This is a genomic window from Vitiosangium sp. GDMCC 1.1324 (assembly GCF_003044305.1).
In the GTDB taxonomy this organism is placed as follows: Bacteria; Myxococcota; Myxococcia; order Myxococcales; family Myxococcaceae; genus Archangium.
Genome location: NZ_PZOX01000012.1, coordinates 49,126 through 74,896, shown reverse-complemented (window position 1 = coordinate 74,896; position 25,771 = coordinate 49,126). Strand labels below are relative to the sequence as shown.

General features: G+C 67.1%; 24 protein-coding genes and 1 pseudogene. 10 read left to right on the top strand and 15 right to left on the bottom strand.

Going from position 1 to position 25,771, the window contains the following annotated elements; translation table 11 throughout:
* Window position 1: 1 nt before the first annotated feature.
* The 7 genes from DAT35_RS30910 to DAT35_RS30880 all read right to left on the bottom strand — a co-directional run bounded on the left by DAT35_RS30910 (window position 2) and on the right by DAT35_RS30880 (window position 7,539).
* The gene (locus DAT35_RS30910) at window positions 2–388 is read right to left on the bottom strand and encodes a DsrE family protein (RefSeq protein WP_108071711.1); all 387 of its coding nucleotides are present in this window, start codon (window positions 386–388) and stop codon (window positions 2–4) included.
* 14 nt (window positions 389–402) lie between these two features.
* The gene (locus tag DAT35_RS30905; RefSeq protein WP_108071709.1) at window positions 403–816 is read right to left on the bottom strand and encodes a DsrE/DsrF/TusD sulfur relay family protein; all 414 of its coding nucleotides are present in this window, start codon (window positions 814–816) and stop codon (window positions 403–405) included.
* Window positions 817–843: 27 nt separating this feature from the next.
* Window positions 844–1,170, bottom strand: coding sequence for a DsrE family protein (locus DAT35_RS30900; RefSeq protein ID WP_108071707.1), 327 nt, complete (start codon window positions 1,168–1,170; stop codon window positions 844–846).
* Between the two features lie 252 nt (window positions 1,171–1,422).
* Window positions 1,423–3,663 (bottom strand): peptidase domain-containing ABC transporter, encoded by a 2,241-nt coding sequence (locus tag DAT35_RS30895; RefSeq protein WP_108071705.1) that lies wholly within the window; start codon window positions 3,661–3,663, stop codon window positions 1,423–1,425.
* Window positions 3,653–4,597 carry an efflux RND transporter periplasmic adaptor subunit gene (locus DAT35_RS30890; protein ID WP_108071703.1) on the bottom strand — a complete coding sequence of 315 codons (945 nt, stop codon included), beginning with the start codon at window positions 4,595–4,597 and terminating at the stop codon, window positions 3,653–3,655. The genes DAT35_RS30895 and DAT35_RS30890 overlap by 11 nt, the downstream gene beginning before the upstream one ends.
* Window positions 4,598–4,760: 163 nt before the next feature.
* The gene (locus DAT35_RS30885; RefSeq protein ID WP_108071700.1) at window positions 4,761–6,068 is read right to left on the bottom strand and encodes an NCS2 family permease; all 1,308 of its coding nucleotides are present in this window, start codon (window positions 6,066–6,068) and stop codon (window positions 4,761–4,763) included.
* 115 nt (window positions 6,069–6,183) lie between these two features.
* A complete protein-coding gene (locus tag DAT35_RS30880) occupies window positions 6,184–7,539 on the bottom strand; it encodes a discoidin domain-containing protein (RefSeq protein ID WP_233261823.1) in 1,356 nt (451 codons plus the stop codon).
* A gap of 445 nt (window positions 7,540–7,984) precedes the next feature.
* On the opposite strand from DAT35_RS30880, the gene DAT35_RS30875 reads away from it, so the two are divergent.
* Window positions 7,985–8,590: an outer membrane beta-barrel protein gene (locus DAT35_RS30875; protein WP_108071696.1), complete on the top strand. Its 606-nt coding sequence runs from the start codon at window positions 7,985–7,987 to the stop codon at window positions 8,588–8,590.
* Window positions 8,591–8,616: 26 nt separating this feature from the next.
* Here the strand turns inward: DAT35_RS30875 and treZ are convergent, their stop codons facing one another.
* The gene (treZ, locus tag DAT35_RS30870; protein WP_108071694.1) at window positions 8,617–10,461 is read right to left on the bottom strand and encodes a malto-oligosyltrehalose trehalohydrolase; all 1,845 of its coding nucleotides are present in this window, start codon (window positions 10,459–10,461) and stop codon (window positions 8,617–8,619) included.
* Window positions 10,462–10,648: 187 nt separating this feature from the next.
* Between treZ and DAT35_RS30865 the strand changes: the two genes are divergently transcribed.
* The 5 genes from DAT35_RS30865 (at window position 10,649) to DAT35_RS30845 (ending at window position 16,184) form a co-directional block, all read left to right on the top strand.
* The gene (locus tag DAT35_RS30865; protein ID WP_108071692.1) at window positions 10,649–11,791 is read left to right on the top strand and encodes an AAA family ATPase; all 1,143 of its coding nucleotides are present in this window, start codon (window positions 10,649–10,651) and stop codon (window positions 11,789–11,791) included.
* Between the two features lie 198 nt (window positions 11,792–11,989).
* Window positions 11,990–13,339, top strand: a complete 1,350-nt coding sequence (locus DAT35_RS30860) for an AAA family ATPase (RefSeq protein WP_108071690.1) — start codon at window positions 11,990–11,992, stop codon at window positions 13,337–13,339.
* Entirely contained in the window at window positions 13,336–14,154 is an 819-nt protein-coding gene (locus DAT35_RS30855; RefSeq protein ID WP_108071688.1) for an HNH endonuclease, read from the top strand. The genes DAT35_RS30860 and DAT35_RS30855 overlap by 4 nt, the downstream gene beginning before the upstream one ends.
* Before the next feature lie 45 nt (window positions 14,155–14,199).
* Window positions 14,200–15,837 (top strand): hypothetical protein, encoded by a 1,638-nt coding sequence (locus DAT35_RS58355; RefSeq protein ID WP_146209961.1) that lies wholly within the window; start codon window positions 14,200–14,202, stop codon window positions 15,835–15,837.
* Window positions 15,834–16,184 carry a DUF2019 domain-containing protein gene (locus DAT35_RS30845; RefSeq protein WP_108072144.1) on the top strand — a complete coding sequence of 117 codons (351 nt, stop codon included), beginning with the start codon at window positions 15,834–15,836 and terminating at the stop codon, window positions 16,182–16,184. Before DAT35_RS58355 ends, DAT35_RS30845 begins: the two co-directional genes overlap by 4 nt.
* A 128-nt stretch (window positions 16,185–16,312) precedes the next feature.
* Here the strand turns inward: DAT35_RS30845 and DAT35_RS30840 are convergent.
* Both DAT35_RS30840 and DAT35_RS30835 read right to left on the bottom strand, forming a co-directional pair.
* A pseudogene (locus DAT35_RS30840) lies at window positions 16,313–16,474 on the bottom strand (peptidoglycan-binding protein LysM); the annotation flags it as partial.
* Window positions 16,475–16,560: 86 nt separating this feature from the next.
* Window positions 16,561–16,941, bottom strand: a complete 381-nt coding sequence (locus DAT35_RS30835; RefSeq protein WP_108071684.1) for a hypothetical protein — start codon at window positions 16,939–16,941, stop codon at window positions 16,561–16,563.
* A gap of 751 nt (window positions 16,942–17,692) precedes the next feature.
* Here DAT35_RS30835 and DAT35_RS30830 point away from each other — a divergent pair.
* Complete coding sequence (locus tag DAT35_RS30830; RefSeq protein WP_108071682.1) at window positions 17,693–17,878, top strand: hypothetical protein; 186 nt, start codon at window positions 17,693–17,695, stop codon at window positions 17,876–17,878.
* A gap of 311 nt (window positions 17,879–18,189) precedes the next feature.
* The gene (locus tag DAT35_RS59235) at window positions 18,190–18,729 is read left to right on the top strand and encodes a hypothetical protein (protein ID WP_108071680.1); all 540 of its coding nucleotides are present in this window, start codon (window positions 18,190–18,192) and stop codon (window positions 18,727–18,729) included.
* 227 nt (window positions 18,730–18,956) lie between these two features.
* On the opposite strand, the gene DAT35_RS30820 is transcribed toward DAT35_RS59235, so the two are convergent.
* The gene (locus DAT35_RS30820) at window positions 18,957–19,277 is read right to left on the bottom strand and encodes a hypothetical protein (protein ID WP_108071678.1); all 321 of its coding nucleotides are present in this window, start codon (window positions 19,275–19,277) and stop codon (window positions 18,957–18,959) included.
* 96 nt (window positions 19,278–19,373) lie between these two features.
* Window positions 19,374–20,522, bottom strand: a complete 1,149-nt coding sequence (locus DAT35_RS30815; RefSeq protein WP_158501961.1) for a pyridoxal phosphate-dependent aminotransferase — start codon at window positions 20,520–20,522, stop codon at window positions 19,374–19,376.
* Window positions 20,523–20,772: 250 nt separating this feature from the next.
* Between DAT35_RS30815 and DAT35_RS30810 the strand changes: the two genes are divergently transcribed.
* Window positions 20,773–21,156: a DUF5335 family protein gene (locus DAT35_RS30810; protein WP_108071674.1), complete on the top strand. Its 384-nt coding sequence runs from the start codon at window positions 20,773–20,775 to the stop codon at window positions 21,154–21,156.
* A 90-nt stretch (window positions 21,157–21,246) separates the two neighbouring features.
* Here DAT35_RS30810 and DAT35_RS30805 read toward each other — a convergent pair whose 3' ends face one another.
* Together DAT35_RS30805 and DAT35_RS30795 are read right to left on the bottom strand one after the other, a co-directional pair.
* Window positions 21,247–22,050: a M57 family metalloprotease gene (locus DAT35_RS30805; RefSeq protein WP_108071672.1), complete on the bottom strand. Its 804-nt coding sequence runs from the start codon at window positions 22,048–22,050 to the stop codon at window positions 21,247–21,249.
* Window positions 22,051–22,461: 411 nt separating this feature from the next.
* Window positions 22,462–23,505 (bottom strand): Rieske 2Fe-2S domain-containing protein, encoded by a 1,044-nt coding sequence (locus DAT35_RS30795; RefSeq protein WP_233261822.1) that lies wholly within the window; start codon window positions 23,503–23,505, stop codon window positions 22,462–22,464.
* Window positions 23,506–23,668: 163 nt separating this feature from the next.
* Between DAT35_RS30795 and DAT35_RS30790 the strand changes: the two genes are divergently transcribed.
* Window positions 23,669–25,111, top strand: coding sequence for a phosphatidylserine/phosphatidylglycerophosphate/cardiolipin synthase family protein (locus DAT35_RS30790; protein ID WP_108071665.1), 1,443 nt, complete (start codon window positions 23,669–23,671; stop codon window positions 25,109–25,111).
* A 12-nt stretch (window positions 25,112–25,123) separates the two neighbouring features.
* Here the strand turns inward: DAT35_RS30790 and DAT35_RS30785 are convergent, their stop codons facing one another.
* Complete coding sequence (locus DAT35_RS30785) at window positions 25,124–25,696, bottom strand: DUF2378 family protein (protein ID WP_108071663.1); 573 nt, start codon at window positions 25,694–25,696, stop codon at window positions 25,124–25,126.
* Between the last annotated feature and the right edge of the window lie 75 nt (window positions 25,697–25,771).

The window sequence follows — 25,771 nt, the reverse complement described above, 5'->3', positions numbered from 1 at the left end:
CCTACCACTTCCAGACCTGATCGAACGCGCCCAGGAGCTCGGCCTGCTGGGTGCGTGGCAGCGGGAGGGCGCCCGCGATGAGCTCCTGAGGAGCGATACCCCGCTCACGGACATCCTCCTCCAGGTAGTGCACGGCCACGCCCTTCTCGATGAGCCGGGACACTTCGCTGGAGAGCTGAGGAGGTTGCGTCTGCGCTCGCCCGCCGAATGACAGGCCCGCCGCATCCTGCGCCTGGACGAGGTAGTTCACCGCCGCCCCGCGCAGGAGCACGGCGATGTCCGCACCGCTGCTCTTGAGGGCGTGGGTGAGCCAGAGGACCGGGTCGTCCTGCTCCTCGAGCGTGGCCCGGTACGCGACATCGACGACGTTGAGGATCTTCTTCGCCATGGAGTGCTCCGCCGCTACCGGGTGGGAATGACGAGCGTCGAGATGCTCGCCTCCGCGAACTTGAGCAGGTCGGCGGGGCTGCCTCGCCGCAAACCGGGGATGGCCTCGCCCACACCGCGCTCGTCGGCGCACAGCCCACAGTTCACCCAGTCGAGGAAGGTGCCCTGGAGGGCGGCGGTGTCGAGGAGCGCGCCAATCCAGTCCTTGGGATTGGGATGGTCCTCCTCTTTGGCGTCGCGGCCGTGCACGGCGTTGGCGTGCGGCGACTGCCGGGAGAAGCCCAGCGAGACGGCGCCCTCGTAGGCGAACACGTTGACGTGGAACCCCCGCTTGAGCGCGAGCTCGATGAGCCGCAGCGCGGTCGTCGAGCGTGCGGACTCATAGGGTGGATCGTTCAGCACGAAGGTGATGATCGGAACATCGGACATGGACAGCTCGGGAAGGTGAGAGGGGAGTCAGTGCCAGAGAACCTTGTGGCCGCCGGCGAGGTGATCGATGACGACATCGAGGGAGGAGGGACTCACCACGGGCACCAACCGGCCCGGGTCGATGCCTCGCTCCTTGAGGGAGAAGTCGTCGGCCAGCACGGTGACACCGGCTCGCGCCAGGAGCGCGACCTGGCCGGAGACAGCCGACTCGCGGGCCGCGAAGACTCCGTTCTCCACGAGCAGCACGGTGACGGTGTTCCGCTCCCGGACGAGGCTCGCCGCGAGTTCGAAGGTGCGGAACACGTCCGCGCTCTCGAAGGGATCCCTTGTTTCAATGAGCAGGAATCGAGACATGGAGCTGCCTTGTGCATGGGCGTGCGGGCACGGCGAAGGTTCGCGCGCGCACACGGTTGAGGGGTGAAGCCGAGGGGAAGAGAGGCGTCCTACGAACCGTCAGCTAGCGACACATGCCGCGACAACAGGAGTCGCAGGCGGTCATCAGGCTGGCGATGAGGAAGACCATCGACTGTCGACCCTAAAGATGAAACCGCCGTGCGTCAAGTGGGGTACCCGCGGCGGCGGTGACAAGCATGTGAGAGGCGAAGCTCAGCCCGCCCGCGACACGGGCGCCTTCTGCTCCACCTGCGCCAGGACGAGCTGGGAGTAGAAGCCGCCCCGCGCGAGCAGCTCCTCGTGACGGCCCATCTCCACCACCCGCCCCGCGTCCATGACGACGATGAGGTCCGCGCTGCGGATGGTGCTCAGCCGGTGGGCGATGACGATGCGCGTGCACCGCAGGCCCGCCAGCGCGGTCTGCACCAGGGTCTCGGTGATGGCATCCAGCGCGCTCGTCGCTTCATCCAGCAGCAGTACCGCCGGGCGGTGCACGAGTGCTCGCGCCAGGGCCAGCCGCTGCCGCTGCCCGCCGGACAGGGAGAGGCCCCGGTCCACCAGCAGCGTGTCGTACTGCATGGGCATGGCCAGGATGTCGTCGTGGACCTGCGCGAGCTTCGCGGCCTCCACCACGCGCTCCAGCGGCAGCCCCGGGCTGCCCAGGGTGATGTTGTCCCGCAGCGAAGAGCCGAAGAAGGACGGATCCTGCAGGACGATGCCCATCTGCGAGCGCAGGGAGCGCAGGTCCAGGTGGCCCAGGTCCACCCCGTCATAGAGCACGCGCCCCGAGGTGGGCAGGTAGAGCCCCAGGAGCAGGTTGGCCAACGTCGACTTCCCCGCGCCCGAGCGGCCCACGATGGCCACCATCTGTCCGGGCTCGATGCGCAGCGACACGTCCTGCACCACGGTCGGCGAGTTGATGCTGTAGCGGAACGAGACCCGCTCCAGCTCGATGGCGCCCTTGAGCTCCGCCGGGAGGCCGGGCTTGTCCTTGGCTTGCTCGGGGGGCGCATCCAGCACTTCGTTGATGCGCTCCAGGTAGCTGCCCAGCAGCTGGAACTGGCCCGCCGTGCCGATGAGGTTGCCCAGCGGCACCAGCATGGCGCTGGCCAGGGCGTTGAGGCTCAACATCTCCCCCAGCGTCAGTCTCCCCTGAAGGACCTGCCAGGCCCCCAGGCTGAGCAGCACCAGGGGCGAGGCCAGGCGCAGGGCGCTCGAGAACGAATCGACCTGGAGCTGAAGCCGTCCTCGTTGCAGCGCCACGTTCTGCACGTCCACGAAGAGGTGCGAGTAGGTCTCCACCGCGCGCTGCTCCGCGCCAAACGACTTGAGCGTCTGCATGCCCGTGAGCATGGCGATCTGGTAGCTCTGGTTCTTCGCATCCAGCTCGAGGCTCTGCGACAGCAGGCTCCGGCGGCGCTCGCGCGTGGCCTGGAAGATGAGCAGTTGCAGGAGCCCCAGCCCCAGCACCACCAGCCCCATCCACGGGCTCGCGATGAAGAGGATGCCGAAGAAGAGCACCACCAGGGTGCCATCCAGCAGGGTGGAGATGGCGGTGGAGGAGAGCAGCTCCCGCACGAGCGCCTGCGTGCTCATGCGCATCATCAGGTCGCCCGCGGGGCGCAGCTGGAAGAAGGCGAGCGTCAGGTCCACCAGGTGGTCCAGGAAGCCGAGCGTCATGCTCGTGTCGATGCGCGTGCGCAGCTCCAACAGCAGATGGCCGCGCAGCAGCGAGGACACCAGGTGGAAGATCACCAGCGTGGCCAGCGACAACGACAGCACCGCCAGCAATTGGTAGTCGCCGCGAGGCACCACCCGGTCCACCACCATGCCCGTGAGGACGGGCACGGCGAGCGCGAAGAGCTGCAGCACCGCCGACAGCACGACGATGCGCCCCAGCGTGTCCGACTGGCGCAGCAACGGCAGCAGGTAGCGGAAGGCTCCGGCACGAGGGGCCGTCTGTTGCTGGAAGTCGTCGCCCGGCTCGAAGAGGAGCACCACGCCGGTGAAGTGCCGGCTGAAGCCCTCCATGGAGACGAGCCGCCGGCCCTGCGCGGGATCGACGATCTGCACCTGGCCCCCAACCAGGCGCTCGAAGACGACGTAGTGGTTGAAGTCCCAGTGGAGGATGGAGGCGGCCGGCAGGTGGGGGAGTCGATCCATGTCCACGGAGGCCGCGCGCCCGCGAAGCCCCAACCGGCGGCCCGCTTCCAGCAGCGTGCGCGCGGAGATGCCGTCACGGCTCGGGCCCGTCACCTCCCGCACCGCATCCAGGCTGAGCTCCCGGCCGTAGTAGCCCAGCACCATGGCCAGACACGCGGCGCCGCAGTCCGTGGCCGACAACTGGCGCACCTCGGGCAGTGCCCTCCGCCGCTGCCGCAGCCGCTCGAGCGCGGGAAACCTCCGCATCAGCCACCCAGGCTCGTGCCCATCAGGACCCTGCTCAGTCGTCATGGGAGAAGAGCACCTTGAGCCCTGGAATCATGGCCACGAAGATGGGCTCGGATCGCACCGCGACCTGGACTCGCGCGGGCATGCCCTCGAAGTATCCCAGCACCCGGCCATTGGCGGAAAAGGTCCGCGAGGGGATGGGGGCTCGCACCAGGACGATGGGGCCGGAGATCTCCACCGTGTCCGCCAGGTCCGGCCCCAGGTAGCGCTTGAGCTCTCCAGGGCCGATGAGCTGCTCGCCCACGGACTCGATGGTCAGCTCACGGTACTCGTAGCGGAAGCCGTCCAGCTCCACCCGCAGGGGCATCCCGGGGCGCAGGAAGGGGCGGTAGTAACCGGGAAGCAGGGCCAGCAGGTACGCGGACGCATCGTCCTCCACGATCGACGCCGCGAGCGTGCCCACGGCCAGGTACTGGCCGGGCTGGATGCGCAGGTCCCCCACGACTCCCGCCACGGGTGCCCGGAGGGAACGAGCCTCGAGCCGGGCCTGGGCCAGCTCGCGCTCGGCACGCAGCGTGGTGAGCGCCTGGCGGGCGGTCTGGTCCGACAGGTTCCTCATGTAGCGCACGAGGAGCAGTTCCATCTCGTGCTCGACGCGCACGAGGGCGGAGCGCTCCTCCTCGGTCTGGAGCGTCACCAGGAGCTGTCCGGCGGCCACGCGCTGGCCCGGCTGGACCTCCACGCTGGCCACCACTCCCGCGCTCTGCGCCATCACGTCCCGGCGCTGCTCCACCCGGACGAGCGCGGGCCCGACGGCGTACTCGGACACCGTCCCCACCAGGCACATGAGCACACCCACCGCCAGCATGGAGACGAGCACCCAAAACGTCCAGCGCGTCCAGCCCGGCGCCAGCAGCAGCACGTCCCCTTCCTGCCGGCGGTAGTGCTGGTGGTACTCCAGCGCCTCCTTGCGGAATATCGACGGTTTGCCTTCCACGCTCGCTGCCTCTGCTTCGCCCGTCAGGAAGCCTGCCCGGGGGATGGGCGGCCAGGGTGGCTGGCCCGGCCGCTAGCACCCATACCACGAGCACGGTCCGCCCCCAGCCCCTGCGTGGTCGAGCACTTCCCCCCGGCAGGCGGCCAGGCGCGGACGGAAGGCTTCAGGCCGCGCCGCCCGTGGCGTAGTGCAGCACCAGCAGCCCCGCCAGCACGTACACCACCGGGTGCGCCTCGCGCGGGCGCCCCGACAGCAGCTTCAGCGCCGCGTACGACACGATGCCCGCGCTGATGCCATTGGCGATCGAGTACGTGAAGGGCATCAGCGCAATCGTCAGGAAGCCCGGCAGCGCCTCATCCATCCGGCCCCACTCCAGCTCGCGCGCCCCGCTCATCATCAACGCGCCCACCACCACGAGCACCGGCGCCGTCGCCACCGGCGGAATCGCCGCCAGCGTCGGCACGAAGAAGAGCGACAGCAGCAGGAGCACCGCCACCACCACCGCCGTCAGCCCCGTGCGCCCGCCCTCCTCCACGCCCGCCGCCGACTCGATGTAGCACGTCACCGCGCTGGTGCCGAACATCGCCCCCAGCGTCGTGCCCACCGCGTCCGCCAGGAAACCCCGGCCCGCTCCCGGCAACTCGCCGCTCGGCGTCAGGAAGCCGCCCACGCGTCCCACGCCCAGCAACGTGCCCGCCGTGTCGAACACGTCCACGAACAGGAACGTCAGCATCACCGTCAGGAACTTCCCCGTCAGTACCTGCGAGAAGTCGAACGCCCAGAACGTCTCGCGCGGCAGCTTCGGCACGCTCACGAAGGACTCGGGCGCTTTCGCCAGCCCCAGCACCCAGGCCGACACCGCCACCACGACAATCCCAATCAACAGCGAGCCCTTCACCTTGCGCGACGCCAGGGCTCCGATGATCACCAGCCCCGCCAGCGCCAGCAGCGGAATGGGCGCGTGCAGCACTCCCAGCTGCACCAGCGTGGCCGGGCTGTCCACCACCAGTCCCGCGTTCTTCAACCCGATGAGCGCCAGGAACATCCCGATGCCCGTGGTGGTGGCCAGCTTGATGGGAGGCGGAATGGCCTTGAGGATGAGGGTGCGGATGCCGCCGTAGGACAACACGATGAACAGCAGGCCCTCGATGAACACCGCCGTCAGCGCGAAGCGCCAGTCCACCCCCAGCCCCTTCACCACGCCATAGGTGAAGTAGGCGTTCAGCCCCATGCCTGGCGCCACCGCGAAGGGGAAGTTCGCGTGCAGCCCCATCATCAGCGTGCCGACCGCCGCGCCCAGCGCCGTGGCCACCGTCACATCCCAGACCGGCATCCCCGCTTCCGACAGAATCTGCGGGTTCACCAACAGGATGTAGGCCATGGTCAGGAACGTCACCAGGCCCGCGCGCAGCTCCGTCCCGATGGACGAGCCCCGCTCACGAATGTGGAAGAAACGGTCGAGTGCTTCCATGTCGCGCCCATATAGACGCCCGCGCGGCCGCACCCAATCTTTACAGCATGAAAAAAGGCGCGGGGAGCCACACTCCCCGCGCCCGGTACTTCACCCGTGAAGGGAAAGACGATGGCTACTCGGCGATCTCACGCACGCTCAGCCACTTGAAGTCCACGTCCGAGGTGCTGTCCCAGCGGAAGGTGGCGATGGGGCCGCCCCAGGTCATGGGCATGCCGTCCACGGAGGCGCCGCAGTGCTTGTTGTCGCCGCCGATCTGCCCGTAGTCCGTGGTGTCGTAGATCTTCTTCCAGGTCACCTTGTCCGCGTTGTCGTTGAGCCACAGCTCCAGCTTCACCGCGGGCTTCCCGTTGTAGGTGGTGTTCTTCATGATGGACTTGAAGCCCACCCAGCGGCCCTTCAGCGACGTGGTGGCCGTCTGGTACGGGGTCTGGTCGTAGCTCACGTGCCAGGACTCCTTCTGCCAACGGGCGCGGCCGTCGTAGTGCAGGCTACCCTTGTACGAGGTGCCCTCGCAGGCCAGCGAGTCGGTGTGGCGGCCACCGCGGGCGTACCAGGCGAAGTTGTCGGTCATGTCGCTGGCGACATTCACCTTCACGAAGCCCGTCATCTCGATGTTCTTCCAGTCGTTGGGCGCCTGCATGTACCCACGGCTCGCCAACACGTCCGGGTCATACGTAGGAATCTTCTTCGTGTCGTAGCCCGTGGAGGTGAAGGCCTCCATGCGCACCTGGCTGCTCTTCATCTTCCAGGAGCCATCCGCGTTCTTGGTGATGGTGTCCTGCGGATCGAAGCGCGCGTCATGCAGCGGGTCGTCCTTGAGGAACCACGTCTCTCCGCCCGCCTTCGTCGGGTAGATCATCGAGACGCCGAAGACGTCCTTGCCCGACTCGGGCGTGGGCGTCGGCGTGGGAGTCGGCGTCGGCGTGGGAGTCGGCGTCGGCGTCGGCGTCGGCGTCGGCGTGGGAGTCGGCGTCGGCGTGGGGGTCGGCGTCGGGGTCGTGCCAGTCGTGGCGGCCAGCTCGGAGATGCTCGCCCAGGTGGTCTGCGGGCTGCCGGTGAACGTCACGCGCACATAGCGGGCGTTCTTCGCCGGGAAGGTGAAGTGCTCGGCGGAGGCCGTCTTTCCGGACGAGGTGCCCGAGAACGCCTGCGTGAAGGTGTTGCCGTCCGTCGACGTGGAGATGGTGAAGGAGCTGGCGCGCTCATTGCCCCGGTACCAGGCAATGTCCAACGCGCTCACGGACTTCTCGGCACCCAGGTCGCCCTGGAGCCACTGACCGCTGCCCTCGGAAGACCAGCGGGTGGACAGACTTCCGTCGATGGCGTTGGCCGGCTTGTTGCCGTCATCACCACTCGCCTTGGCGGAGACGAAGCCGCCGGCCGCCAACGCATGCGTGGCGGTGAGAGTGACAGCAGAGGCAAGCGCGAAGGCGGACAGCCGCCCACGGCGGGAGTTGGTTCGATTCACTGTGTCGCTTCCTCGTGTTGGGGGGACCAGCACACCCGCGGAAATTCCCGGCGCGCCCATCCCTCGTGTTGGCGACGAAACACTCGATGCCAGAATCAATTCCTGGGGATTTCCCCAGTAATTTCAAGGACTTGAAGATGCAGCCCTCCCTGTGAGGTTCCATCGGGCCGATGGACCCCAGGCATCAGGTGCCGTGGCGTCCGGCCCGGGTGGGCCTGGCGCCGGTCGCTCGCCTGGAGACCTTGGAGGTCAGCAGGGCGCACGTTGCATAGCAAGTCGGTTCCAGGGTGCCTAGCTCCGGGCGGCCCCAGGAGCGGAGCACCGGCTGCCTGGAGGGGGTGTGACGGAAAGAGGGTGGGGAGGGGGCGCTTCCAGTCACCCGCGCCCGCGCCCAGTTTTTGACGGACCCTCCGAACGAACGGGGGGGTTACAGGGAGGCAACACCATGAGAGGCAAGAAGAGCTGGGGGCTCGGCGCGGTCGCCGCCGCCACGCTGCTGGCCATGCCTGCGTTCGCCGCACAGCAGGAGCACATCTACAACGAGCACAAGGAGAAGATGGGCATCACCCGCGACCTCGGTGTCTCCTTGACGGGCGGCCTGAACTACTACACGGGCGACATCGGCAGGGACACGGGCCTGGGCACGTCCCTGGGCATCCAGGCCGACTCGAGGCCGTTGCCACTGCTGGGAGTGGAGCTCGGCTACCAGGGCTCGCGCGCCCCGTTCGTGAACGTGGGTGACGGGCTGTGGCGGCACAACGTTGGCGCACTCGCCAAGGTGGGGCCGGAGCTCGGCTACAACGGCAGCCTGCAGCCCTTCGTCGGCGCGGGCTTCGGCGTGAGCGTCCTCAACCCGGGTAATGCCGCGGAGTTCCGCTACAGCAACGACTTCGTCACCGAGGTGCCGTTGGCCGCGGGCGTCGACTACAAGATCGGCAGGGTCAGGGCCGGCGCGCGCGCCACCTACAGCATCCTCGGCGGCGAGAACCTGGGAGCGGGCCAGAGCGGCAACAACGTCAACTTCGGCCTCAACCTGGGCGGCGCGTTCTAATCACCGCCCAGCGCTCCTGAAGGGGCTCAGTCCGTGAGGCGGATCACCACCGCCGAGGGCCCCTCGAGTCGAACGACCCCGCTTCGCAACGGTGCCTCCACCGAGGTGCCGCCGAAGCGGGGCGCTTCGGTCCACAGCACCAACCCGGCGTGAGAGGGCAGGCGGTGCTCCAGCGTCCCCCGGACGTTGACGAGGACGAGGAGCGAGCCTCCGGGGCCGCGGCGCTCCAGTATCAAGCCGTTCGGGCCCGAGGGCCGCGCGTCATGGGTTCCCCGGCGGCGCTCCCTCAGACTCGGCTCCGTGGCGCGCAGATGCAGGAGCTCGCGGTAGAGCGCGAGCACCCCGGCGTGTTCCGGGCGTCCAGCTTCGTTCCAGTCGAGCTTCGAGCGGGTGAAGGTCTCCACGGCCTGCGGATCCGGCACCGTGTCCCCAGCGAAGCGCTTGAAGCCGGCGAACTCCTTGCGCCGCCCTTCCGTCACCAGCCTGCCCAGCTCGGCGTGGTGGTCCGTGAAGTAGAGGAAGGGCGTGCTCGCGTTCCACTCCTGTCCCATGAAGAGCAGCGGCGTGTAGGGCGACAGCAGCAGCAGCGTGCTCATGGCACGGAAGGCCGCCGGAGACACGTCCGCCCCCAGCCGCTCGCCGTGCGCCCGGTTGCCCACCTGGTCATGGTTCTGGATGCAGTGCACGAGCCGCCACGGCTCCACGTCCCCCGCGGGCGTACCCCTCGCACGTCCGAACACCTGGGACACCTGCCCCTCGTAGAACCAACCCTGACGCAGCGTGCGCGCGAGGTCCTCCGTGCTGCCGGTGTAGTCGCGGTAGTAGCCCTCGTTGTCCCCGGCGAAGGCGCGGCGCATCTGGTGGTGGAAGTCGTCCGCCCAGACGCCGTCCAATCCATGGCCGCCCCGGGCGCGCGGGCGCACCAGGCGCGTGTCGTTGCGCTCATCCTCCGCGATGAGGAGTACCCGCCGGCCGGGAGCCGAGGCCCGGGCGCGCTCGGCGAGTTCCCCGAGCAGGTGGGACGAGCCGTCGTCCAGGATGGCGTGGGCCGCATCCAGACGCAGCCCGTCCGCGTGGTAGTCGCGGATCCACATCTCCACGTTGGAGAGCACCAGCTCGCGTACCACCTCGGAGCCCTCGCCGTCGTAGTTGACGGCCTCGCCCCAGGGCGTGTGGTGGCGGCCAGTGAAGTAGAAGGGCGAGTAGCAGCGCAGGTAGTTCCCGTCCGGCCCGAAGTGGTTGTAGACGGCGTCGATGAGCACCGCGAGCCCCTGGGCGTGGGCCGCGTCGACGAGGCGCCGCAGGCCCTCGGGGCCGCCATAGGCCGCCAGCGGGGCGAAGAGGTCCACCCCGTCGTAGCCCCAGTTGCGCGCGCCCGGGAAGCTGGCCAGCGGCATCAGCTCCAGCGTGGTGACACCCAGCTCCTGGAGCGAGCGCAGACGGGGGATGAGGGCCTCGAAGGTGCCCTCGGGCGTGGCCGTGCCCACGTGCACCTCATAGAGGACCTGGGCCTCCGGGTCCGGCCCCGTCCACCCGGCGTCCGTCCAGGTGAAGTCCGGCACCACCACCTCGGAGGGGCCGTGCACGCCGTCCGGTTGTGAACGGCTCCACGGGTCCGGGAAGGGCCCCTTCCCATCCACCCGCAGCATGTAGCGCACTCCCGGGCCCTCTCCGGCGAGGGCCGCGGAGAAGAAGCCTCCGCCCTCGTCCGTCAGGGGCAGCGAGGCGCCAGGCCGCCCGTCCCTCCCCTGCAACACCACCTCTACCTTCTGGTGCCCCGGAGCCCAAACGCGCCACCGCACGCCCTGCCCCGGCTCCACCCAGGCGCCCAGGCGAGGCACCCGACTTCGCGTGTCCGCTGCTCGTTCCATATGCACCTACTTATCCACCCCCACGTTTCGCGCAGGCCTCTTCGTGGTTTACGAGGCAAAGAGATGTTCACTGGTAACCCCCCACGCGTACGGTGTACGCCCCCTCCGAGAGCGGGCGGGCACTGGCGGTGTCGGCAGGCAACGCTTGTCCAGTGCCATGGCCCGACGGAAAGATGCCAACCACTTCATGAGCTCACGTCCCGACAACCTGCAGGCCCTTCCCATCCAGCGCAGCGCCTCCGTTCGCGAGCGCGTCGCCGCGTTGGAGGAGCTCTCTCCCCGTGAGATCGATCTCCGCCTCTCCGAGCTCGGCTATCGGGGCCAGCAGGAGGCGCGGAGGGCTGCCTCGGTGCTCGCCTACCGTCATGTGCAGAGGCTGCGGCGCATCCACCTGGAGGGCATCGCCCCCGAGCCGGGAACGCGCGAGAACTGTCTCTTCCTGGGCCCCACCGGCAGCGGGAAGACGTTCCTGGTGGAGCTGCTGTTCCGGGAGATTCTGGGCGTACCCACGCTCATCGTGGACGCCACCCAGTTCTCCGAGACGGGTTACGTGGGCGACGACGTGTCCACCATGCTCTCGCGGCTGTACGAGGCGGCGGGAGGGGACGTGGCATGGGCGGCGTGCGGGGCCATCTGCATGGACGAGTTCGACAAGCTCGCCACCAGCCGCTCCGATGCCCGCTTCTCCGGACAGCAGACCACCAAGGACGTGAGTGGCTTCGGCGTGCAGCGGGGCCTGCTCAACCTGCTGAGCGCGCCGAAGGCGGACTTCCCACCGGACTTCGGCTTCACCAGCCGCACGCCGCCGATGCCCATGGAGCTGTCGGCGCTCACCTTCATCGCCTGTGGGGCCTTCAGCGGACTGAAGGGCACAGCGGAGGAGCTGGGAGGGCACAAGGAGCGGATGGGATTTGGGCGCGAGGTGCGCAAGCGCGAGGCGGCCATCGCGGAGAAGGTGACGGAGGACCAAGTCGAGCAGACGGCGGCCTTCGCGCGCTACGGCTTCATCCCGGAGCTCATCGGACGGTTCAACCGCATCGTCTCCTTCTCTCCGCTGGACGCGGCGACACTGGGGAGCATCCTCGAGGACAACGTGCTGCGCGGCTACGAGCGCGAGTTCGCCCACGAGGGGCTGACGCTGGAAGTGGAGCCGGCGGTACGCGCGTGGGTGGTGGAGCGAGCGCTCAAGCGCGAGACAGGAGCGCGCGGCCTGCGCGCGGCGCTGGTGCCCCAGTTGGAGCGCGCGGCCTACGACCACTTCGGCGAGCCGGAGGTGTCCACGGTGCGCCTGGTGCTCGAGGGCGATCAGGTGGGCGTCGTCACCCGCTGAGCGGGCACGGCGCACGAACGAGCACAGCGGAGAAGCAGACGTCCCCTCTCCCTCTGGAAAGGGGTCAGGATGAGGCTCGTCCCAGCATCATCCGAGCGTCCCCGCTTTACTCCCATGTCGGTTATCGGCGCTCTGTGAGCATGCCGTGACTATGATGCCCCTAGAGAGTACGGCCCTTCCGGCCCGACTCGGGACATCATGTACCTCCTCGACATCAACATCTCCGGCCTCAAGCTGCTGCGCGACTTCCGCCTTTCGCTGCGGGACGCTCAGGGACGGCCAAGGATGTGGACGGTTCTCACCGGCGAGAACGGGCTCTGCAAGACGAGCATCCTGCAGGCCATCGCGATGGCCGCGAGCGGCTACGTGCGAGCCAATCAACTCGCGGACGTGCCTGCATTGCCTGACCGAAGACGCCCAGGCGAACCCACGAACATCGATGGCACGTTCACATTCGGCGAATGTCAACATGCAAGCCGAGTGTACCCCGGGCTTGTCAGGAGGCCTCTGTCCCCACCGGCCATCATATCGAACCTCTCAATCCATCCCGGGCACAGCATCCTCAGGGGACGCTCCACTTACTGGACCAACCCCGAGGAGCACGACGTCAATCGCGCAATCGATCCCATCGAGGACGCGCAAGCGCAAAACCTCAAGGGTTGGTTCGTTGCAGGGTATGGCACCTCCCGTTTGCTGCCTCGTCCATTTGCAAGCGATAAGGCAGAAGATCCGATTCTGAGCAGGCTCAATTCGCTATTTGAGCGTGGGCGTATCATCGGAACAGGGTTCGCGGATCTTTTTGAAGAACCCAATGAGTTCACGAAGGTCCTGCGTGCGGCACTCATTGAAAGCCAGTTGCTCCCACGAGCCACGGACGTCGAATTGAAGGGGCGTGGCGGGACGAAGTCCCCGAGTGAGCTCGTCGAGAAGCACAGCTTTGGTCTCAAGATCGGCCCGGAGACGTTGAAACTACCGGCCACCTGGCTCTCGCAAGGATACCAAAGCACCATCGCCTGGGTGGCCGATATCATTGGCCAGATGTTCTGGGAGAACGGTGGACCCATCCCGCTCTCTGAGATGGAAGGGCTGGCGCTCATCGACGAGATCGACCTGCACCTCCACCCCAAGTGGCAGCTCGGCCTCATCCCCACCCTCAAGCGCATCTTTCCGAGGCTCCAGTTCATCGTGACGACGCACTCACCCATGGTGCTGCCCGGACTGTCGCGTGAGGAGGTCGTCATCCTGGGCACCGACAAGGACGGCAACGTCGTCGCCCAGGAGAGCCCGGAATCCCCGGCACTGCTCACGGGCAGCGAGATCTACCGCACCTTCTTCGGCATCGACCGGCTCCACCCATCCGACCTCGGCAAGGACCTCCAGCGCTACAGCTTCCTCATCGCCGACCCACTCCGGAGCGATGCGGAAGACAAGGAGATGCACGATATCCAGAAGCGCCTCGCCGCAGCTGGCGTCGACCCCGGATGGGAGCCCGTCGAGCGTATCCAGGAGCCACCGGAGCAGACCACTGGGGATAAAGAGCCGTCATGATCCGTATCCATCGGGGTGCGGAACCCGCGGAACTCACATCCGCCAGGGCCACCGAGCTACCCAGAGTCCAGACCATCGCCGCCACGCGCCGGCCAACCCAGGACGATATCGGTAGTCACTACAAGGTTGCCCACGACACACTCTGGCGTGCTCAGCACTACAAGTGCTGCTATTGCGAACATCGCGAGCAGTCAAAGCGCAACGATGTCGAGCACTTCCGGCCCAAGGCACGAGCGGACCGGAAGCCCGGCGCCCACGAGGACCACGGTTATTGGTGGCTCGCCTGGACCTGGGAGAACCTCCTCTTCTCCTGTCGCAACTGCAATCAGCCGCCCGCCAAGTCTGACAAGTTCCCGCTCGCTGAAGGCAGCGAGGCCCTTTTGGAGGGTCAGCCTCCTCCTGGCAAGGAGCGGCTGTTTCTCATCGACCCGGCAATAGAGTCAGGCATCGAGCACATCCAGTTCGTCAGGATGCCCCACGGCACTACAGCGACGGGCAAGTGGTACCCCAGACCTCGCAATGGAAGCCGCCGGGGAGCAATGACCATCAAGGTCTGCATGCTGGATCGGCCCGATCTCCTCGATCTGTACGGCGCTCACGTCGAGCTCAACGTGAAGCCGAGAACTGACGACATCCGCGCAGCCATCCAAAAGGGCCACATCGTCGAAGCGCGACACGAATGGTCACGCGCTCTGCTGTCCCTGCTCAACCCTCGCCAGGAATATGTCGGGCTCTCGCACGACGCGCTCGACCATTTCATCCCCGCCGTGCTCCGCAACAAGCACCAACTCGAGCTCCGCCTGCCCTTCCCCTGATGTCAGGGCAGTCTGTCAGAAAGGGCCCTATAAGCGGCCGAGTCATTGAAACGCTGGGACGAAGGCGCCTCCAGTGCGTTCCAGAACATCGAAACCAAGGACCGATTCATGCTGTTGGTAACCCTCTCTTTCCTTGCCGGGCAGTATCATCCTCCTGACCTTGAAAGCGGTGGATTGTCAGCCCCTCTCTATAATCTCTGGGGCTGTGGTTTCCAATTCGGGTGGCTCGCCCAGAGAGGTGCGGCAATGTCCTCTTCCCAGTCTGTCGATTCGCGCCCTGTAGGTGAGCGGCGGCACTTGCGAGTTGGCGCCCTGGCCATGGCAGTGCTGATGATGGTTACCGCGTGCGCCACGGGAGCTCCCTCCGGCGGGCGACCAATGGTGGACCGCTACCACCCGCCAGAGGCCCAGGAGTCGGACGCATGGGCGCTGGAAACAGATGCCGATGAAGAAGATGCAGACGAGGGCGAAGCTGTCTTCGCCACGCTGCCCACGAACTTTGCTCCGGTGCGGGTAGGGGATGCGGAGTTCACAGACGCCGTGACAACGCTGGCGCTCAACATACCGCTTCGGGTGTCCACTTCATGTCCTCCACTGTATATCGGCCGTAAGCTGGCACTGACTTCCTCGCCGTTGAGTGGCGAAGCGTGGCAATCAGGCCTGGCGCAGTCCTATGGGCGGTTTTGCGAGCGGCGCGGCACTCCTGGCGATTGCTTGACGCTGTTTGAAGACGGGCCACGCCTGCAAGATGACGACAAACGCAGCATTGCGCTTGCACTGGCGGTGGGCCCAGCCCTGGAAGGTGTGAACGCCGAACTTCGGGCCATGCTCAACCCCACGCTGCTGCTGGCGACTGTCAGCATCGGCATCGCAGGCTACATGGCGCTCTTGCTAGCGCCCGAGCCGGTTTCCAAGGGCGTGGCCACCGCGTTTACCGTGATCATGTGGGCCTACCTTGGATGGGAATTCTTCGACCTGCTCCGAGCCTATGCGCAGCTTTATGAGGACGCGCCGCGAGCCTCTACCTTCGTGGAACTGCGCGAGATAGGCGAGAGGTTCAGCCGCGTCATCGGCCCCAACTGCGTGCGAATTCTCGTCATGGTGGGGACTGCGGCGATAGGTGAAACAGTGGCGCTCGCGTCCAAGGCGCCGAAATTGCCAGGCTTCGGGCAAGCCTCGCGCGCGGCCGAAGCCAGCACTCGTGTGCACCTATTGGACTCAGCAACCGGTGCCGAGCGTGTCATTGCCTCCGTGCCCGAGAACACGGTTCGCGTTGTGCTACCACGCCACGTTGTGGCGATGGCCTCCAGGAGCGGGAGTGGTGGACGCATAGCCGCCAGTGGGGGCGAAATCCTCTCCAATGTCCATCGGGCCTTCAAATCATTCAGGGCCTTCAAACGATTCATGGGAAGAGCTGGCAATGGCAAGGCATGGCATCACATTGTCGAGCAGCGCAATACCAATCGCTTCGGCGCCGAGGCGATTCACAATGCCGAGAACATCATTGCACTCGACAGCGAACTGCACGCGCGCATCAGCGCGTTCTATTCGTCAATACGCCCTAGAATCACCCACTCCGAAACACTCACCGTCCGACAGTGGCTGAGCACACAAGCCTACGAAGCGCAGCGGCAGTTTGGATTGCTCGCCATTGAGAATGTCAGGAAGGGCATATGGGGATGATGCTCGAAAAGCTCCTTCAGGATTTCGCATCCAATGTCGCAGCCCAAACAGCGGCAGTTCTCAGGGGAGATGCAAAGACCGGCAACAGGCACGCTAAAAAATACATCGCAGCAGCCAAGAAACTGCGGACGCTTGGCGATGAAGGGTGGGATGCATTCGCCACGCTCTTGAAGCATCCGGACGTCGACGTAAGAACCCTGGCAGCCACTTACCTTCTTCCTCGCCGGACGATAGAGGCCAGGGCCGTATTGGAAGAGGCGGCAAAAGGAGAAGGGTTGATTGCCTTCGAAGCGGCCGAGTCATTGAAACGATGGGACGAAGGGGTCTGGGATCTGGGTCCAAAATAAGGTCAAGGCCCAGCGGGGTGACCGCACCAAAAGAAAACGCGGTGCCGGTGTGGGGTACCGGCACCGCGCGTCCATCCAGGTCCCGGGGAACCGCCCTCGAGCGCCCCCCCTGTCTCGCGCGGCTCCGCTCAGCCGCGGTACTGGTGGATGGACATGATGGGGTAGTTCATCGACGAAATTGTGATGCGCTGCGAGCCATCCGCGTTCACGTTGTTGGAGCCGATGAACTGGGGCTTGCCGTTCTTCCAGCCGGCGAACATCACCACGTGCTGGCCGCCCGGCGTCTTCATGCGGTAGTTCATGGCCGAACCCTGGGGGGAGAGCTCAAGTAACAAATCCAGAGAAATTCTCGAGCCATGGGTCGGGAAAGTTGCTTCTACCGTCCCAGAATCCGCGCCAGCACCTCCACCCCGCGCAGCACCACGTCCGGCGGCGAGCAGGTGAAGCACAGCCGGATGTGGTGGGGAAATGGCCCGAAGCTCGGCCCTGGGGACACCAGCAGGTTGTGCTCGACGCACCGCTCCAACAGCCCCGGGAGCCCCTGCTCGTCCAGGTGCGCGGAGACGTCCAGGAAGAGGAAGGTGCTGCCCTCCGGTGGAGGAATGCCCAGGCGCGCGGCGGCCTTCGTCCCCGTGTCGCGGTACTGCGCGGAGGCCATGGCCACCCAGGCCTCTCCCGGGCCCCGGAGCACGCGCTCGCCCGCGAGCTGCGCGACCGTGGGCGCGCTGTAGAACCTGTGGGGGCCGTGAAGACCCAACTACCAGAAACGGACCGTCCCGCAACCCCCCTCCCTCACTGTTCTTCGCGGATGCCCTCCAGGGCCTCTGGTTGGCCCGCTGGGCTTCGTTCCGGTCTTCCTGCTGTCCCATCGGCCCCCTGCTCCTGCCGCTCTCGGGGCCTTCTACAGGCTCCCACGCGGATGGGCTGGGGTGGGGGTTGCCCGAAATGTGCTGGGAAGGCTCGGGGGCACGGGGGGAACCTTCGACCCGAGGGGGCACGTTAGGCCCCACGAAAATCACCATCGAAATTCTAGAGGCGGGTCTATGGGCGTGGATAGGCGAGCGGAACTAGCGGCGAGACTCCAGCGGGCGGAGCGGGCACTACGGGAAGCGAAGAGGGGCCTTGATGGGTCCGAGCGGTCCCGGATGCGCTACCTAGCTGCCCGGGTGGAGCACGCGGAATCCGAGCGGGATGCCGTGGGAGTGTTGCTCTCGGATACGGAAAGCAGAGCAGCCTGACCGGCCTTCCTTCACGCCCGAAAATCAGCCGAAAATCAGCCGAAAATGATCACTCAGGCTGAGAGAACTTCATCTTCGGGAGCCAAGATGCTCTCGCGTCAGTAAGACCCAAGAAGTCACGCCAAGCAGGTTCTTCGCTCTTGAAAGAGGCAGTCCCTCGGGCGCTCACCCATAAGGGAGCATGACCTAGTAGGTCGTTAACTTGATTGGGTGTCCCCCCCGCGCTTCATGTAGTGGGCAGGAAGCAGGTTGCCCTGCGGGAGGTACACAATGGCTGTTGCTGACGTTGCGGGTGTTGCTGTGTCCGTCGTCGAGAGGCTTAAGGACCCGTCCACGGTGAATGCGTTCCTTGTGGTGGTGTCGTACTTGGCGTTCCTGAAGGTGATCCTACGCACCTGGGAGCAAAGGCTCCTCTCACCCGAGCCAATGCTGAAGACTCGGAACGGGCAGCGGTAGTGGCCCCCAGCAATGCCCTCCAGGGCCTCCAGGTGCCCCGCTGGGCCTCTTTCGGGGCCCCGGGGGTCTTGGGGTAGCGGGTTGGCCCTTCCGGGGCTCCTGGGGGCCTTAGCGGTTGACACTGATTTGAAGCTGATCAACAGTGAATCCTACGGGCGTCACATCCACGCCTAACCCTTATCGGCTCCCCGTGCGGAGCCTAGTCAAAGGGCCAAGGGGACTCAGTCCTCGGATGGTTGTTGCGGCCCCTGACGGGCGGCAGGCGCGGTGCACGGACCTCTGGCCTTGCCATGCCCGAAGGAGACCCGCAGATGAAGGGAAACAAGAAGCAGAAGAAGGCGGCCCGTGCCCGTAGCGTGCGCAACGGTGAGTCGTACCGCGATGCGCTGATGCATGTTCGCGCCAAGTCCACCCGGTGTGAGGAAACCCCAGTGAGTCCTCCACCTGGAACGAACCAGCTTCGGCCAAAGGAACTGCGCCATTTGAGCCCGTCGCTCTCGGAAGCCATCGAGAGCATGACTGCGGTGTTTGAGTCCCCAGCCATGAAGCTGGCGAACCGGCTGGACGAGTCCCCCGCCATGAAGCTGGTGAACCAGCTGGCGGAGTCCCCCGCCATGAAGCTGGCGAACCAGCTGGCGGAGTCCCCCGCCATGAAGCTGGCGAACCAGCTGGCGGAGTCCCCCGCCATGAAGCTGGCGAACCAGCTGGCGGAGTCCCCCGCCATGAAGCTGGTGAACCGGCTGGAGGATTCCCCCATCATGAGGCTGATGAACCGGCTGGAGGATTCCCCCATCATGAGGCTGATGAACCGGATGGAGAAGCTCGCGGGTGGCCGTAACGGGCGCTGGTAGTTCGCCCATCAAGGCCCCTCCGGTGCCCCGGGGGAGCCCTTCAAGGCTCCCCCTGGGGAACAAAAAACCGGCCTCACCATGCCCACCCCACAAAGGGGAAGGGAGGGTGTAGGCCGGTTAGGGACTCCGGGTGATGCCCTATGAACTCGCCAGGGCCGCTGGAGAGAAACTAACGAGCTTCGGGGAATGAGGTGAATGCCCCGGCCATGGCGAACGATCCTCTGCCGTTAGTCCTCCACCACACCGCTCGTCCAAGCCATGCCGTGGTCAGCCCCCGTCCAGCGAACCTCTCTGGCTTCTTGGAGCGGTTCGATGCGGAAGACGAACCGAACGGAGCGGGCGTCGTCGGTGACCACGGGGCGGGCCATCTTGATCCTGCCGCCGAAGTAGGAACGCTCGGACTTCGTGTTGTGCAGGTAGATCATCCCTCCGATGAGCTTCTCGGCATCGGCTGCCGTGACACCCCAGTTCCCGCTTTCGTATTCGCCGTCATCGGAAACGCGGTGGAGGTTGAGTCGATCACGACAGATGAAGTGGATGGAAGGCATGACTCAATCTTCGGAAGTTTGACGGTCGGGTGGAAGTCCCCTCCAGTGGAGCCGAGGATGCACCGAGCGGACACCGGATGGGAACCCGCGCCTCCTCTACCGGCCGAGCACCCGCGCCAGCACCTCCACCCCGCGCAGCACCACGTCCGGCGGCGAGCAGGTGAAGCACAGCCGGATGTGGTGGGGAAACGGCCCGAAGCTGGGCCCTGGGGACACCAGCAGGTTGTGCTCGACGCACCGCTCCAACAGCCCCGGAAGCCCCTGCTCGTCCAGGTGCGCGGAGACGTCCAGGAAGAGGAAGGTGCTGCCCTCCGGCGGAGGAATGCCCAGGCGCGCGGCGGCCTTCGTCCCCGTGTCGCGGTACTGCGCGGAGGCCATGGCCACCCAGGCCTCTCCCGGGCCCCGGAGCACGCGCTCACCCGCGAGCTGCGCGGCCGTGGGCGCGCTGTAGAAGGAGTGCGTGCTCACCTTGCGCAGCTGCGCCACCGCCTCCGCCGGCCCCACCACGTAGCCGCACCGGTTGCCCGCCATCCCGTACCCCTTGCTGAAGGAGTACGAGGAGAGCGTCCGCTCCGGCGCCAGCGCGCGGGCGTAGGTGTGCTCGCCCGCATAGACGTAGTCCTCGTACACCTCGTCCGACAGCAGCCACAGCCCCTCGCGGCGCGCGAGCTCCGCCAGGGCCTCCACCCATGAGCGCGGCAGCACGCGCCCGGAGGGGTTGTTGGGCGTGTTGAGGTAGAGCGCCACGGAGCGCTCCGTGAGGCGCTCGCGCACCGCCTCCACCAGCGCCTCCGGGCCGTCGCAGTCCAGGAAGGGCACCGGCACTGGCCGGCCGTGGAACGCGGTGACGATTCCCGAGATGAGCGGCCAGTACGGCGCGAGGATGAGCACCTCCTCGCCCGGCGCCACCAGCCCTCCGATGATGGCCCCCAGCGCGCCCGTGGCCCCCGTGGTGATGAGCACCTGGGAGCGCTCGGTGGGCACGCCCGTCCTCGCGCGCACCCGCTCCACCACGGCGTCCACCAGCCCCGGCAGCCCCTGCACCGGCGCGTAGCGGTGCATGCCGGGGTGCTCTGCCACCCGGAAGTCCTCCATCCGGCAGCCCTCGGGCGGCTCCATCCACGTGTCCCCCACGTGCAGCGGGTACACCTCACCGGACCTGCTCGACAGGCGCTCTGCGAGCCCCGAGTACAGCGAGCTCGACATGCCCGAGACCGAGGGGGCGTAGGCGGGATGGCGTGGCATCGGCTCCTCCTGGATGTCGGCTGGACCATGCCACGGCCGGTGCTCGAACGAGGCACACCCGTCGCTCTTCCCTCCTCCCGGGACCGGACATCCTGGGAAAACCTGCGCCCCGAGGGCTCGCGGCCCGGCCTCGCGCTCGCCCACCAGACAGGCGACGCACCTCCTGCTCCACGCCCGCCCGGTTGTGCCCGCTCGCTCCGGCTCCACACCTTGTCTCCAGGAGCCATGGACCAGTCCCGCGAGCCGAGCCATGAACCACATGCGTGAGATTCCCCGTGAGGGGTGGGCCGACTACCTCTCCCTGTTGAGCGCCATCGAGCGCGACCACGAGGTGCGCATCCAGGCCGAGAATCCGGAGTTCGGAGACCAGACGGTGGCCGGGAGCCTGCCCCTGGTGGACATCGCCCTCGAGGAGAAGGGCAGCGACCTGGGCGCCATCGAGGTGACGGTGGGCCACCCGGGAGAGGAGCTCACCCACCGCATCGCCCACCCGGAGCACCTCTGGGCCGAGGAGAGCGAGCAGGGGGAGCTCGAGTGCCTCGACATCGAGGACTCGGACCATGCGAAGACACACATCTACTTCGAGCAGGAGGCACTGCTCGACGAGGCCACGCCACCGCCACCCCCGGCGTAGCGCGGCGTGGAAAAGGACGAGGCCGGAGACGCCACGCCCCATGTGGAGGCGTGCATCCCCGGCCCCTGTCAGCTCAAGCGAGCGGACGGATTACGGGTAGAGCGACTTGGCGCCGGACTTGTCCAGGCTGGTCAGCACGAGGTCGCCCGTCTGGGTGCCATTGCACTGGGGGTAGTGCATGACGGAGGAGCGGTCGTAGGTGCTGGTCAGCGCGCGCCACTGGGCGTCCTCGTAGCAGCCGGAGGCGGTGGAGCGGGTGTGCTCGTGGCGGAAGCCCAGGGTGTGGCCCAGCTCGTGGCGGAGCACGCCCGTCAGCGTCCAGGGCGAGATGCTGCCGAAGGCGCTGGTGCTGATGAGGATGTTGCGGGCCGAGCGGCTGGAGTTCGGGAAGAACGCGCGGGCCAGGTAGCTCGTGTCGGACGTCTGGCGCACGTCGAAGAGCACGGCCGACTGGGACGCGGTGCAGTTGGAGTCGTAGGTGCTGGAGTGCACGAAGTTGACGTTGGCGGTGGCCTCCCAGGCCGCGGTGGCGCTGTTCATCGCGCTCACCACGCTGCTGTAGCGCGACGAGCCGAACGAGGAGGAGCTCACGCAGTAGGTGAGGTTGCGCGCCTGGGTGGCGCTCCACTTGATGTCGCCGCCGATGTAGTACACCGCCAGGCCGTCCTGGGTAGTGCCCACGTCACCGTTGGCGACGAAGTTGTCATAGTACGCCTTCAGGCCCTCGATGCCCTCGACCGCCTCGTCGCCGTTGACAACGAACACGTTGTCCTCGGACTTGATGGCCTGGGCCTGGAACTCCTCGAACGTCGGAATCTTCTGCTCGGCGACCTCGGGACCGCCACAGCCAACGAGAGCCACACCAGCCAGCAACGCCATGGAGAGCTTGCGCATGGACTTCCTTTTCAGGGGGACGACGGGGAATGGGACGCGGCCGCCTGGGGGGTTCCAGCCGCAGCCACGCGCCCCCCGCCATGAGCAACTCACGGGCCAGGAAACCATCTCCTCTGAAATGGAGTTCGACGCGAATCACGATGGAGTGGGGATGCTCCAGACTCTCCGGGATTTCTCGTAAAGAGTCCTGACACTTTTCACATCAAACCCTTTGCTCCTCAAGGGTTTGAGTGTCGAGCAACCGCACCGTCCGATTCTCGGACGCCGATGTTTGCCAATCGGACAGCGGGCACACGGCCCCGTGAAGGGAAGACCCGCCCCTCGTGAAGGCGGCCACACGTGCGGTCAAAAAAGGGCGCCAGCACCTGGTGACGGGGCATGGGGAGCCGCGTGCCGCGGCGCGGCGGACGCTCAGCCGTTGGCGGCCTCGGGCAGCTTGGTGGGGGGGGCGAGTGGAGCGCTGGCGTTGGGCTGGGCGAAGTAGATGCGCTCGAGCAGCTTGCGGTGGTGGATGAGAGGCTTGTCGTACTTGCCCAGACGCATGCCCTTCATGCTGTAGGGGGTATGGGCGACGAGGGGGATGAAGAGGGCGTCGTCGCGGATCTCGTACCAGGCCAGGGCCACCGCGGCGCGGCGCACCAGCGGCATCAGCGGACGCAGGCGCTCGTTGTGGAGCTGGCCGAAAGAGAAGGTGTGCAGGCGCGTGGTGGTCGCCGTCTCCGGCACGAAGAAGATGATGGCGCGGTTGGTGAAGGGGCGCTGCTCGCCGGAGGGGCCCGTCCAGGTGATGGTGTAGTCGGTGCGCACCGGATCGAAGCGCGTCACCCAGTGGTTGTGGAAGAAGTCCCCGTTGCGCAACAGCAGCAGGGGGATGAGGAACGAGGGCCGCTGGGGCGCGCGGTAGCGCACCTCGGTGCGGTCGTCGAAGTTGTGGGCCTCGAACTCGATGTCCTTCGCCTGGACGCGGTTCCACCCCAACCGGGTGTGGACGAAGGGGGTGTGCTCGTCCTCGCTGAAGTTGTCGAGCGTCACGTGCAGCGGCGCGCGGAAGAGCATGGAGAAGGAGCCGTTGAACTCGAAGCCCGGGGGAGCGAAGTCGGGGAAGGCGGACAGGGGCGTGTCACGAGCGGCGAGCCACAGGCAATCGAAGCGCTCGACGACCTGGAAGGAGCGCGCGTCGCACCGCTTGAGGTCGGGCTGGCTGGGGCTGCGGCCGTGACCATCGGCGTCGAAGAGCCAGCCGTGGTAGGGGCACTCGAGGCGGCCCTCGCGCGTGACGCGGCCGGCGGAGAGAGGAGCGAAGCGGTGCGGGCACGAGTCGGCGAGCGCGGCCGGGTGCCCTTGCGCATCGCGGAAGAGGACGTAAGCGCGGCCGGCGAGCTCCACGCGCACCGGCTTGTCCCGCAACTTCCGAGCGGAGAGGACGGGGTGGAAGAAGTGGGTGACGTCGGGCATGGGCTCCATGGGGAGAAGTATACGCCCCCCTCTCGGGAGCACTTCCGCCGGGCGGGCCTCTGCAGGATGCTGGACGGAGCTCTCTTCCCTGCCCGCCCTCGGAGCAGGGAGCGTGCGCATACTGTCCCACTGTCCTGGTGCGGCGCGGCCGGGCGGAGGACGGATGACGCTGGAATCGCTGCTGCTGACGGTATGGGCGGCGCTCACGGTGGTGGCCAACCTGCTGGCCACCGGGCACGCGGTGCTGCGCAAGCGGGATGTGCGCGCGGCGGTGGCCTGGGTGGGACTGGTGTGGCTGGTTCCGTTGGTGGGGGTGGTGCTGTACCTGCTGCTGGGCATCAACCGCATCCGCCGCCGGGGCCGCTCGCTGGCGCTGCGCCAGGAGCATGGGCAGTTCCTCCCGAAGCCGAGCGTGGCCGCGTGCACCCCCGAGCACCTGGCGGCGGTGGCTCCTCCGGCGGCGCACCTGGCCTCGCTGGCCCGCCTGGTGGACGAGGTGGTTCATCCCCGGCCGCTGCTTCCGGGCAACCGGCTGCTGCCGCTGGAGGCCGGCGCGGGGGCCTACCCGGCCATGCTGGAGGCCATCGAGGAGGCGAGCACCTCCATCACCCTGTGCAGCTACATCTTCGACAATGACGAGGCGGGCCGGCGCTTCGTGGACGCGCTCGGGCGCGCGGTGAAGCGGGGGGTGCAGGTGCGCGTGCTCATCGACGCGCTGGGGCTGCGCTACGACTGGCCGCCCATCACCGGCCGCCTGCGCCGGGCCGGGGTGCGGGTGGCGCGTTTCCTCCCCACGCTGCTGCCGCCGCGCCTGCCCTTCATGAACCTGCGCAACCACCGCAAGCTGCTGGTGGTGGACGGCAGGGTGGGCTTCACCGGGGGGATGAACATCCGCGAGCACTTCCTGCCCGGCCACGGTGACGCGAAGGATTTGCACTTCCGCGTGGAGGGGCCGGTGGTGGGGCAGATGCAGGAGACGTTCGCCGAGGACTGGGCCTTCACCACGAAGGAGCGCCTGCGCGGCGAGACGTGGTTCCCCCCGCTGGAGCCCGTGGGGCCGGTGGTGGCCCGGGGGATTCCCGACGGCCCGGACGAGGACTTCGAGACGGTACGCTGGACGCTCTTGGGGGCGCTGGCGTGCGCGCGGAGCACGGTGCGGCTCGTCACGCCCTACTTCATTCCGGACTCGGCGCTCGTCACCGCGCTGAACGTGGCGGCGCTGCGGGGCGTGCGGGTGGACGTGGTGCTGCCCGAGAAGCTCAACCTTCCGGTGGTGCAGTGGGCCGCCACCGCGCAGCTGTGGCAGGTGCTGCGTCCCAACTGCCACGTCTTCCTCACCGCGCCGCCGTTCGACCACACCAAGCTGATGGTGGTGGACGGGGTGTGGTCGCTGGTGGGCTCGGCCAACTGGGACCCGCGCTCGCTGCGGCTCAACTTCGAGTTCGACGTGGAGTGCTACGACGCGGAGCTCGCCGCGCGTCTGGAGGCCCTCATCGAGGAGCGGCTGTCGCGGGCCCGGCTGCTCACCCGGGAGGAGCTGGATCGCCGGCCGCTGCCCATCCGCCTGCGGGACGGAGTGGCCCGGCTGATGGCGCCGTACCTGTAGGCCCGTGCTGGCTCAACCGGTGGCGGCCTGCGGGACGGCGTCCCTCCAGCGGATGAGGAAGGTGCAGGCGGTGCCATCGAAGGACCAGACGTCCACGTGCACGTTGCGCGCACCGGCCACCTGCTGGGCCCGGAGGATGAAGCCCGCCACGAAGGAGGAGTGCTCATCCAGGACGTCGTTCACCCACAGCTCGAGGTGCCGGGGTGCAAGCTCCAGCCGGACCTCGCTGAAGTTGTTGAAGCTGCGCAGGTCCTGCCCGATGCGCTCGAGCATCCGCCGCGGGCCGAACACCGGGGCCAGCTCCGCCAGCACGCGGCCCATGGACGTCTGGAGATAGCCCTCCATGAAATGGATGCCCATCCACCAGTGCGCCTCGGAGGGTGTCAGATGCCCGTAGAGCGACTCGGCACCGATGCGCACGAACGCCTTCCACTCCTCCAGCGGGTAGGAGACCTCGAGGGGACGCTCCAGATCCAACCCCGCCTCGCGCAGGCGCCGCCGGGCAAGGGAGGAGAGGTTCGCCCCCAACTCCCGGACGAACAGCGCCTCGATGGCCGTGGCAAACACCAGTTTCTCTGGCGGCATGACGCTCCCCTCGGCACCTCATCGGCGCCCCCACGGAGGAAAGCGGCTCCAGCGAGCGAGCGCTTCCCTCGTCGA